At 42.5% G+C, this 11,675-nt stretch carries 6 protein-coding genes; 1 reads left to right on the top strand and 5 read right to left on the bottom strand.

Features of this window, described 5'->3' with window-relative positions; all coding sequences use genetic code 11:
• Positions 1-81: 81 nt before the first annotated feature.
• A complete protein-coding gene (locus GMA8713_RS13820; RefSeq protein ID WP_062710927.1) occupies positions 82-924 on the top strand; it encodes a DUF72 domain-containing protein in 843 nt (280 codons plus the stop codon).
• Between the two features lie 62 nt (positions 925-986).
• Here the strand turns inward: GMA8713_RS13820 and GMA8713_RS13815 are convergent, their stop codons facing one another.
• The 5 genes from GMA8713_RS13815 to GMA8713_RS13795 all read right to left on the bottom strand — a co-directional run bounded on the left by GMA8713_RS13815 (position 987) and on the right by GMA8713_RS13795 (position 11,551).
• Positions 987-2,177 (bottom strand): hypothetical protein, encoded by a 1,191-nt coding sequence (locus GMA8713_RS13815; protein ID WP_062710854.1) that lies wholly within the window; start codon positions 2,175-2,177, stop codon positions 987-989.
• Between the two features lie 10 nt (positions 2,178-2,187).
• A complete protein-coding gene (locus GMA8713_RS13810; protein WP_062710849.1) occupies positions 2,188-2,976 on the bottom strand; it encodes an outer membrane lipoprotein-sorting protein in 789 nt (262 codons plus the stop codon).
• Between the two features lie 50 nt (positions 2,977-3,026).
• Positions 3,027-3,425: a Zn(2+)-responsive transcriptional regulator gene (gene zntR / locus GMA8713_RS13805; RefSeq protein WP_062710847.1), complete on the bottom strand. Its 399-nt coding sequence runs from the start codon at positions 3,423-3,425 to the stop codon at positions 3,027-3,029.
• Between the two features lie 360 nt (positions 3,426-3,785).
• A complete protein-coding gene (locus tag GMA8713_RS13800) occupies positions 3,786-6,116 on the bottom strand; it encodes an efflux RND transporter permease subunit (protein ID WP_062710841.1) in 2,331 nt (776 codons plus the stop codon).
• Positions 6,117-6,289: 173 nt separating this feature from the next.
• Positions 6,290-11,551: a non-ribosomal peptide synthetase gene (locus GMA8713_RS13795; RefSeq protein ID WP_062710838.1), complete on the bottom strand. Its 5,262-nt coding sequence runs from the start codon at positions 11,549-11,551 to the stop codon at positions 6,290-6,292.
• Between the last annotated feature and the right edge of the window lie 124 nt (positions 11,552-11,675).

The following is an 11,675-nucleotide window of genomic DNA, read 5'->3' as shown; positions in this document are numbered from 1 at the left end:
AGCGTACAGAAAGGATTAAAACAGGAAGACGCTGTGCCCCAGACACTTGCTGCCACCCCCACTCCCCCACTTAGACTTGGCATGACCCAATGGTCACACAACGACTGGAAACGGAAATTTTACCCTGTTGGTACAAAAGTTGGCGAACGGCTAGCCCGGTATGCGCAAGTCTTCAATACGGTAGAAGGCAACACGACCTTTTATGCAAGCCCTTCACCTGCAACAGTCGCCAACTGGAAAGCCGCCACCAGTGACACGTTTCGCTTTACTTTCAAGTTCCCAAAAGCCATAACCCACCAACTGATGCTGCGCCATACTGATGCGATGGTGACTGAGTTTTTGGCCCTGATGGCACCGTTACATGAACGCATAGGGATGTGGACTATTCAACTTCCCGCCGCATTCGGACCAGACCACCTGGATGATCTTGACAAGTTTCTATTGGCAATGCCACGACAATTCACCTGCGGTGTTGAGGTCCGTCACCCTGCATTTTTCGACAAAAGTGACAACGAGCGGGCATTGAACGCCTTATTGATTGAGCGAAACGCCAACCGGACCATCATGGACAGCCGCCCTGTGTTTGCGGTTTCGGCAAATACAGAGGCCCTCATTCATGCCCAAAAAGAAAAACCCCGCGTTCCTGTTCATGCGATTGCCACCGCCGACAACCCAATGGTTCGGTTTATCGGTGATCCGACATTGGAACGAAATGATGCTTTTTTTGCCAATTGGACAAAAAAAATCCCGCAATGGATCAGTGAAGGGAAATCGCCTTATTTGATGATCCACACGGCTGATAATATCGAAGCGCCAGAATTGGCAGAACATTTTTACAAGTGTTTAAGACAGCACATCGAATTACCTTGCTTGGCCCCTATCTTTCCCTCACAGGACGAGGAGCGGCAAATCACGCTTATTTAAGTGTTGGCATTACGTCACTGAGCCCAGTGTTAAACCGCTGGTCTTGTGGGTTAGCTCTCCAGTCAGAAATACCACCTCACTGACGCCTCGAAAAAATCATCCCGTTTTACAGCGGCAAGCGGATCATTTTCCGTTTCACTGTCAAACAGCCATCCGTTTAACGACCAACTCCATTCATTACTAAATCGACCACTGGCTTCTACGCGCAAAGACATGGAGTCTGTGTTATCAAGATCAAGGGTTCCACCAACGAGTACCTCAGTACCGTCAATATCATTCAGTGCCCAACGCAATCCCGCAAACACATCGTTTTGGCCCGCAACGGGTGCACTTGTCCCTCGACTGTCATATAAGTACTCCAACAAATACCCCAGGTCTGACTGCGAGTCGACAATACCAATAAAAGTAAACTCAAAACCGCCGGTCGCCGCAGTGTAGGTGTCCAAACTGTATCTGCGAATCGCTTCTGCTTTCCAAAGCCAGTCACCAAATATAGCTTGGACATCGAATCCAAACTGCGTCATCAATGCATAGTAAGGCGAAACCTCAGCGCTTGAACCGGACATTGACAGGAAATAGGGATCGCGGTTTGTACCATGAAACCCACTTAATCCGACGTCCCAATCCTCCAACGTTGTAGAGTACCGCCCCGCCACACCGGGATACCATTCTTTATGATTGGATTCGTACCGGACAGGCTGGCCTGCCATACCAGGAATGGCCAACCGGCCATCCGAGCTACTGAACGTTCTTTCCCTGAAATAAGGGAGAAGATAGAGATCCAACATGCCGACATCCGACTCAATGCCAACACTCATCATTGGCTGGCCGAGTTTATGTTCACCATCAACAGATTCAACCAAATCCGTTTGGTTTATTACATCCACCAAGTGCTGTGACTCGGTCACACCCCAAAAAAACTTTCCCACACCAACCCGGAGCTCATAGTGGTCTTGATAATACAGCAGCAAGGCCTCTCGAATGTCCGCATGGGTTCGCTCATCATCGAGTGCGTCAGCACGAAAGAATGGAACAAGGGTGAAGCTGGTATTCCCTTCCTCGGTTTGCCAAAAAAACTCGGGTTCCAATGCAACGGAAAATTGCGATTTCTTCTGACCGATAGTGCCGGATTGAAAATACTGGCGATGTTCAAACGCCATTTCCCCCTCAAATTCGAACACTTCCGCACTTACTTTAAAGCCAAAGACAACAGGTAACACGACCAGCGCAACCGCCCAACTCGTTTTTCTCACACCGTCCCCCTTAACGTGTGCGCTTCAGGCTGGATTGAGAAAAGTCCCCTTCTTCAAGCCCGTTATTAAATGTCAGGTTTTGTGTGTTCAAGGTGGTGATTTTCCCATTTTGATGGTTTTCCATCACCATGGTATGGGCACGCCATATTTTAGATAAGTGCTCCTGGTAGTTATCGTAAGTAAGTGTTTTAAGTAGTACACCCTTACGATCGTAAAACTCCATCTTAAGTACGATATATTCCGTTTTATCTACCCAGGCAATTCGCTTTGAGTAACCAGAGTTTTTGTCTTTTGGCTTTTGCTCTACTAGATAAACATCTTTATTGTTAATATTTTTCTCACCTAAATATCGGTAAAAATATTCTTGATGCTCAAATGAAGCCATGTCTTCATAGGAGAACTCACTCCCCATAAATGGTCCAGATTTGTTTTTAGAGCTGATCCTTTTTACTCGTTTAACAGAGGGAAGATATATCCATTGGTCATCAGGGTCGTTGATTTTTGAATACGTAAGTAAGGACACACCTTTAACATCAAGAGGTTTATTAAACGTAATGAGACTTTTATCACCCACTTCATCCCCTTCGTAGGAAAGGATGGCTATCTCTCGAGAGTAAGTCTCACCATTCCCGTTATCCAATGTCATTTCAACCGCAGACACAGAATCTACCCATCCTTGATTTCTTGCTACTTGTTCTTTAGCAATAGATAGGCCTCTTTCCTCTTCAGACTGAGCACTCAGGGAGAAAGGTATCAAGCTAAATAGCGCCAGTGCCACTTGAATAGATTTAAAAGTCATGCTGTGACCTCACTTAATCATTTGTATATATTTGAAGTTATGAAAATATTTTAACTTTCGAGCCTATCTAAAATTGAGCAATTCGAGGCATTTTCACTACCACCACAACATGTATCACTCAGTCTGGTTAACGAGTTTTTGAAAGATTCAATCTCGCGAATCCTTGCCTCCAATTTTTGTATTTTTTTGTCAGCAATACTCTTTACTTCAGCACAAGTAAAATCATCTGGCTCTAAGCGGATAGAGAGTAACTCTTGTATCTCGCGCAGAGTAAAACCTACACTCTTAGCACGAATAATGAACTTTAAATGACGTTCTTCTTGATTCGTATATAGCCTGTAGCCAGATTCGCTCCTGAACGGCGAATCGAGTAGTCCCTTTTTTTCATAAAAACGTATCGTATCTTTGCTCACGTTACAGCGAGCCGCCAAATCCCCAATCCGAAACATAAGCACTCCTTGTTTTAAACATAATGGAGCTTAAACCTTAGAGTTATAACCAATGTCAAAGGCCAACCGTTCACATCTTAGGGAAACATCAAACACTTCAATGAAACAAACATTGATAAAACTTATACATGGGACGAGAATCATATTGCATTATGATTTGTCCTTATGGTCGTCGTGGAGATTATCAATGTCTTATCAGGCGTATAATTAATGGAATCCATCATTTACCTTAGTAAACAAGAAGCCGCAATCATTACGTGAAAACACACAAACCGCCATCTCTGAAGCAATTTTATTTTCATTTTTACAGGTTCAAATTTACCCGAACTGAAATAATTACTACGGCATCACTGGGATAATTTAATGCGACGTCGCACTGAAAACCGATGCTATTTTCTCTTTTCTCTTGGTAAATGTTACTGCTAATGCAGGTAACATGAAAATATCAAAAAACAAAGCAATAAGTATGGTGATGCTCGTTAACAGTCCGATATCTGCATTTTTTTGGAAGGAGGACAATATTAAAAGCATAAACCCTGCCACAAGGAGTAGTGAGCTAATGATAATGGCAGACATGGTGTTTCTGAAGGTTTCTCTAACCGCCTCCTCACGGGACAAACCATTTTTTAATCCGTTGAGATACTGAAAGAAAAAATGAACTGTATCGTCGACAACGATCCCAATCGTCATCGCGGCTACGCTGGCAAGTCCCATTGAAATTTGACCGTCCAAAAGGTACCACACACCATATGCTGCTGCTATTGGAAGAATATTGGGAAGAAGGCTGCTTAAACCGACCCAAAAAGAACGAAAGATAAAGACAAGCCCAAATGAAATAATCAAGAGCGCAAAAAATGCACCATTCAGCATATTACTGATATTATCCTGGCCAATATTGGAAAAAATCAGGGATGGACTGGAGTACTTAACATCAACGCGTTGGATCTTGTTTTCATCAAGCCACAATGACACTTTTTCCTCAAAGTCGAGTATTTGTTGAGAACTCTGGTTTCTCAGTCTTGCGGTAACTTTAAGACTTGATTTATCAATTGCCACCATGTTGCTGGCATCTCGGCCAAAAGGAAGTGACATTTCGTATAAAAGGAAACTTTGCGCATTATGTGATTTTTGATCCAGTACCTTGTAGTAAGCATCATCATTATTATTCATCAATCTATTCAAATCTTTGATTCGATGCAAAACACTGTCTACCGCAACCACTTCAGGCTGTTGTGTTAACCAGCTTTCAAATTTTTCCACAAATTTGAGTACATCTTTTTCAAAAATTGCGTCTTCTTCGCCAGTTTCAATGGAATAATCTATGTTCGATATACCTGAATAGTGTTTGTCTACTTCATCTGCATGCTGTCGAAACTCTACCGTTTCATCAAAGTAATCCACTAAGTTGTCATTCAGTTCATTCTGAAATCCGGCAACAAGCACAAATAGGCTTAAGGGAACTGACAATATGATGATTGTTCGCCTGTAATCGATAACGACCTCAGCGAGAGCCTGAGAAAAGGAGCGCGTTCTACCAAGTAAGGATGGACGCTGAGAAATATCAACACGAGACAATAAGAAAGGAAGAAAAGTCAAAGTTAGTAACAAAGACAGTGATACGCCCATCACGACGATATTACCGAGATCTCTAAATGGCGGAGAGCTACCGTTGTTCATAGCCAGGAAGCCAACAATTGTGGTCACATGGCTCAGCAAAACTGGTTTCAAGTTCTTTTCAAACGAATCAAGCGTCGCGACTGGAGCAGATGCACCTTCAACACGTCTTGTTTTTACATATGTTATAAGGTGGATCGAAGAAGCGACAATAATTGTGAACATAATAATTGGTGCAGAAACCGAGGGCGATGATAACTTGATGCCTGTCCAGCCAGCTAAACCAAGTGCCCCTGTAAAGCAAAGAACCACTACCGCCATAATAATGAGGGCAGCTCTTACGGAGCCGATAATGTATCCGGCTACAACAAGAACAAACAGCATTAACGCAGGAATCAAGGTCGCAAGATCTTTCTGCGCAATATCCATAAAAGCGCCATTCATGATCACCAAACCACTGACATAGAACGCGTGTTCAGGATTCAACTGTTGATACTTTGAAATTACCTGCCACACCACTTCATTGACTTCTTCGGTTTCACTTTTTATATCTAGACCTGGTAAGTTGATAGAGATGTTTATTGCCGTATTCTGACCCGAGTTTGTCACTATCTTCCCAAGTAGATCTTTCTCTTTTAACACTTCGTCTTTCATATACTCCACAAGTTCTGGCGTAATATCAGACTGGTCGTAAACAAACTCCTCGATGAGAATGTCATCTTCCATGGCAGAACTATTGGAGTAATTAGTGATTGAATCCACTCTTGATGAATATGGGATTTGCCAAAATTCCTGCGTGAGCTGGTGAATCAGTGAAATGGTTTCAGTAGTGAAAACATCTCCATTTGCGGGCGCAATCATGACAAAAACATTATCAGTCTTTGAATATGTATTCTGAAGTTCTTCAAGCTGAATAAGCTCTGGATTATCTTCGTCAAAAAACGTTTTATAGTCAGCTGAAAAAGTAAGCTTTTTCACACCCAAACAAAATACAAGAATAAACGCCAAAACTAGTAGCATCACCCATTTACTGTATTTCGATTCCACTTCCCATTGAATTATCTTTTGTAGGCTCATGACACTCTCTTCCCTGCAAGTAATCTATACCCCAATAACAGGTCAACATTTACAACCTAATCTATGGTCTATAGTCTAAAGTCAACAATAAATATCCTTGCCAAGGATAAGTAACCGGTTGAACAAACTGGGCCGATGTAAGTCCATCAGCCCGGCCAGTTACAAGGATTTTTCTATTCAGATTTAGGGCATTGGTCGATAAAAGCCGCTAGATCTCTAACACAGAAAAGTCCGAATAAATCAACGAGCTTAATCTCGACAGAAAAACTGCTCGCAATCTTGGCATGCAGATTAACAAGCTTTACAGAGTCCCCTCCTACCGCAAAAAAGTTATCATCAATATTAATATCATTGTTACCCAGCTCCGTTCTCCACAGAGAAAGAAGTTTTTGTTCTGTATCAGAAACCTTCGATACTATCTGTACATTCACTTCTTTTTGTACATCAGATACTAGCAATTTGCTTCTATCTACTTTCCCGTTTTGTGTAAGAGGAAAAGCATCAACTTCAAAGTAACGTTTAGGCACCATCTGCACCGGTAGGTGATTGCTGATGGAGCGCTTTATTTCCATGACAGTTTGACTATCTGGGTTTTTCTCTATGATGTTTGCATCTTTAGTCTCAAGCAGGCGGCGCTGATTCTGGTCGTTAGAACCCGCTTGGTTCAACGCATAGAAAAGAACCAGGGTGCGGTTGTTATTCTCTCCGATGACTTTGGCAATGCATCTGTCTATGAATGGTAATTCTCGTTCGACGGTAAATTCGATTTCATCCAACTCGATTCTGTATCCATGGATCTTGACCTGATTATCCTTTCTGCCAACGATATAGACATTCCCATCGCTTGATTTATATCCCATGTCTCCGGTTCGATAACAGCGAGATTGATTGTCCTCTTCGCTGACAAAAAACGATTGTAAAGACGCCTGAGGATTATTCAGGTACCCCCTCGAAACATGTACCCCCGAACACACCATCTCACCGACGACATACAGCGGACATTCGCGTCCATTTGCATCCACTATTGTGTAATGATTGTTGGGATAAGGTTTCCCGTAAGGAATTTTTTCATAGTCTGACGCTGGCTTGCTGATTTTGTGCCAAATATTGAAAACGGTGGTTTCTGTCGGGCCTCCAGAGCAAATAAGAGAAATATCGGCTGAATGTGATTGTAGTTCTCTGACCAGATCAATCGAAATCCAGTCCCCGGCCAATGCAACGGTTCTGAGATGTTTACTTGGACCTTGTTGACAGCCTTTCAAGTAACTTAGGTACATCTCAAATGCTGATGGCACCGAGTTAAAGAAAGTGACTCCATGGGTATTCATCAAACTGTGCCACTGAGAAGGGTCTCTCCGCTGCTCTGGAGTAGGCATTACGATTTTTCCTCCCGCAGCCAACAAGCCAAAAATATCGTACGTAGCCAAATCATGGAACAGGTTAGTCACGGCTAAGCAGGCATCAGTGTTGTTTATCTCCCACAATAAATTCGTGCTTGCTACTAAATGATTCAAATTTCCGTGCTCCACCATGACAGCCTTGGGCTTGCCAGTGGTGCCAGAGGTGTAAATAACCATCGCCAACTTTTCATCCTGCGGGAAAACCGGTGAAGCAAAGCGCGCCAGACCTCCAGCAAGCAGATCTTCAACAAACACCGTTTTGCAGCCTAATTCGTCATATAGCGACGTAGTATCTGCTTTGGTCGTTATCACCGTATTGCACTGGCAGTTTTCCAGCATGTACTGGATACGCGAGTGAGGAAGTGAGGTGTCGATGGGGACGTAAGCACCACCCGCAAATAAAATTCCCAGAGCGCTAACAACCTGAAGATCGCTCTTAGCAATGGCTATCGCCACAATTGGCTCATTACCCTCCAATGCATCTAAACGCGATAATTCAGCACTCAGTGTTAGTGCAGATTGAAGTAGTTCCTGGTAGGTCGTTTCCTTCTCTTCAAAAACGATTGCTGCCTTTTCCGGATGAGTGTTCACATTGTCCACGATCTTTTGCAATACGCTTTGGGCCGGTAGCAATGAGGCATCAATGAAGTCGCAATCAGTTTTTGCCGGATCGGTACAGGGGATCTGGTAGAGAGACTCGGTTGTCGTCCAGCTGTCCTCACTATTTGCCAGGGCAAACAGTATGTCTCGATAAACGCTAAACATGTCATCAACCAACCTGTCTGGGAAAAGGTGCGCTACACTGTCCCAATTGATCGTAATCCCTTTGCTGGTATACCAAATTTGGTTATCCAGCCACACCTGTGGTGTTCGGGTAATGTTGTAGTTAATTATACCGAGGTTGTCTTCAATATCTGAAAGCAGGCCAACATCCCACTCTTCAATGCCGCTTGGCAAATGAGTGAATACAACAGGGAAGCCGTTTTCAAGCACCTGACCCGTTTCACGGGTAAGCAACCGGACAACTTCAATTCCACTCACCTGGCTATGGCGCAGACATCGGTGCATCTCTTCTTGAATAGCTTTTGCCCGAGTAATAAAGTTTGATGGCTCACTATGATCGGACTCAATAAGCAAGAATGATGAAAAGTTACCCAACGTCGCATTAAAATCGTTCCTTCCTGTCGGACGATTGAACAAAGGAACATTAAGCGTAAAGTGCTTGTTTTCACTCCAACGACTGATAACTTCGGAGAATGCGGCAAGCATAATCGCCGCTTTCGTAACTTCGAACTGTTTGCTGAACCGATCAATGTTATTCAATTGGTCAATTGACAAATGGAGCTGCTTTCTTTCAATTCGATGGCCAGAAGTTGCTTTCTTTTGAGATGTGAGTGGCAGCTTTGGTGCGGCAGGTAGGCTTCGAATCTTCTCCTTCCAAAAATCGATAGACTCAGCATATTGAGCGCTACGCTTTACGCCCTCTAAAAAGCTCAAATAGTCACTAAATTGCAAAGGCGGTTGCTGAAAATGGCTAACCTTCCCCTGATACCGCTGAATAACTTGATTAAACAGCAACTGAAAGCTTCTAAAATCCAGGAAAATGCCATCAATACTTAGGTGCAGACGGGTCAGAGCGTTCGAAAGAATAGAAAATCTGATATCAAAGAATGGCCACTTAGTCAGTTCGAATGACTGATTGGCCATCTGATCTCTAATTTCACTAAGCTGAGCGTTCCTTATCTCTAATGACAGATCACTGAAATCATTAACAATCGGATGAAAATCCTGAGCATCGGAGAGAATTTGCTGCTTAGAATCAGATGTCAATTGCGCTCTCATTATGGGGTGGCGTTTGATAATTTCTGACCACGAATCGATGAACCTTCCAATATCTATGTCACCGTCAATTTCCAGATACGTATGTAAGGAATGACCTCCATGATTGTACATTTCCTTACTGCCTACAAAATAGGCCTGTTGCATATCAGTCAGTTCAAATGGTTCATAGAGCGCGTTCTTTACGGTTGGTATGAGTGATTGTGTATTGCCTTTATTCTCGATTGACTGAATAAAACTATTTAAGGCCACCACATCATCACATGAAATTAAATCATAGGAGTTCACTTCCACACCGAAAACATTTTCAATTTCACGTGAAAGAAGTGCAGCTTTTAACGAATCCATCCCGAGCTCGATCAGCGAACAATTACAGTTAATTTGAGTAACTTCGATTTTGAGCGTGTTTGCAATAACCTCTATCAGAGTTCGAAAATCGTTATCTTCGATAGTCGGGGTGATTGTCGGTGTATGCGGCGCCTGATCCTTATCAAACTTAATGAACTGCAAGTTGTTGTCACAGAACATTTGTTTCGCTAGACTACGCTGTTTTTTTCCACTGGATGTTTTAGGTAGCGAACGCTGGGTAACAAAGAGTACTTGTTCCACATTGATTTCAAATGTTTCAGCGACTTCTCTTTTTATAAGTCGCGATACATTTTGCAGATTAAAGCTTTTAAGATCTTTATTACTTACTTCACACAATACCGTCAACAGTTCACCATGTTCGCTATTTATAGCAAAAGCGTAAACTCCACCAAAATGAAGCCCATCATGCGAAATAGCTGCTGCTCGTTCTATGTCTTGTGCGTAATAGTTTCTACCACGGATAATGATGACGTCCTTGATACGGTTTGTAACATACAACTGTTTGTCATGCACAAATCCTAAATCTCCGGTACGCAAGTATCTTCTTTGTTGGCAGCCTTTTAATTCAACACCAAATGTTAATTCATTAACGTCACCTTTATTCCAATAGCCTGGAGATATACTGTCATCACTTAGCCAGATTTCACCTTCCTGCCCCTCTTTGCATATTTCAAAAGTGTTTGGATCTACAATTCGGCACTGCACCCATTGATCGGTTGATCCGCAAGATACGTGCGCTCCAAGTTTTGCCTTATCCAGGACCTTTATCCTTCCATCATTTGTTTTTTCTACATATCTCAATCCGATATCACTGATTGTGGCCAGTAACGTTACTTCAGCCATACCATAACAGGGACGGTATACATCTTCGTTTAAGCCATATTTTTTAAAGGCAGTAACAAATTCTTCAACCACCGTGGCTGAAATGGGCTCGGAGCCATTAAACATGGTCTTAACAGTAGATAAATCGATATGGCCAATGTCTTGATCACTCAAGTTTGTCAGCAAATGTTCATACGCAAAATTTGGCCCGCCCAGATGAGTGGCTTTGAACTCTGTAGCTACTTCCAACCATTTCAAAGGGTGGCGGATAAAGTTAATTGGGAGCATAAGCACATTGCTTCCCCCCGAATAAAGTACAGATAAAACTGAGATCAACCCCATATCGTGGAAAAGTGGCAGCCAAGAAACCGACACACTATCTTGTCCCAGACAAAAACTCTGCCTGATTAGCTCCATGTTTTTAACAAGGTTATCATGTGTAACCATGACACCTTTGGGGCTCCCGGTTGAGCCAGAGGTATATTGGATAAAAGCAATATCACTTTCATGACCTGCTAAGTCTAACCATGGTTTTTCAATAGTATTCTTACTTTTTACTAAACCCTCAAAAGGGATTTTTTTAATGTGTCCTTGATAAAAGGATTGAGATTTTATCCAGACAAACATTTTATCTAGATAGTCATTTTCTCCTAAAATAGCTGACACATCTGCATCTTCAATAATAGCGGCCAACCTAGACCACTGTTTTGCACCCTCCCGCGGACAGTTACAGGGTACTGGTACCAGACCAGCTAACATACACCCCAGAAAACTCAGCATGAACTGCTCATTTTTCGAAGCCAGCAACAGCATCCTTTCCCCGGGTTTAAAGTGCTCGGATAAGTAGGAAGCTACATTGCAAATCTTTCCATAAAATTCTTCATAGTCATAACAAACATATTCTTCACCTCTGCTTGGCAAATTAATAAATGCCTTGTTTTGTGACTGTGTAGACCAGTACTCAATATATCCAAGCAGCGTTTTGTTTTGTGGAATGGGATTCATTTGAGTCATCCTTGAGTTAAAAATTTATTTAAATTTAAAAATAGAGGAATAGGCTCGTCAGTAGTTGACGAAACATCATCCTCTAATGAAAGTTTTGATTTTGAATAAATGGGTATAGAACGAT

The sequence above is a fragment of the Grimontia marina genome (assembly GCF_900060185.1).
Lineage (GTDB): Bacteria > Pseudomonadota > Gammaproteobacteria > Enterobacterales > Vibrionaceae > Enterovibrio > Enterovibrio marinus.
Note: the sequence above shows the minus strand (reverse complement) of the source record. Positions and strands in the feature narration are given on the sequence as shown.

Bases quoted from the DNA above. Each gene is read 5' to 3' on its own strand.
- GMA8713_RS13820 (WP_062710927.1), top strand. From the start codon at position 82: ATGACCCAATGGTCACACAACGACTGGAAACGGAAATTTTACCCTGTT.
- GMA8713_RS13810 (WP_062710849.1), bottom strand. From the start codon at position 2,976: ATGACTTTTAAATCTATTCAAGTGGCACTGGCGCTATTTAGCTTGATA.
- zntR (WP_062710847.1), bottom strand. From the start codon at position 3,425: ATGTTTCGGATTGGGGATTTGGCGGCTCGCTGTAACGTGAGCAAAGAT.
- GMA8713_RS13800 (WP_062710841.1), bottom strand. From the start codon at position 6,116: ATGAGCCTACAAAAGATAATTCAATGGGAAGTGGAATCGAAATACAGT.
- GMA8713_RS13795 (WP_062710838.1), bottom strand. From the start codon at position 11,551: ATGAATCCCATTCCACAAAACAAAACGCTGCTTGGATATATTGAGTAC.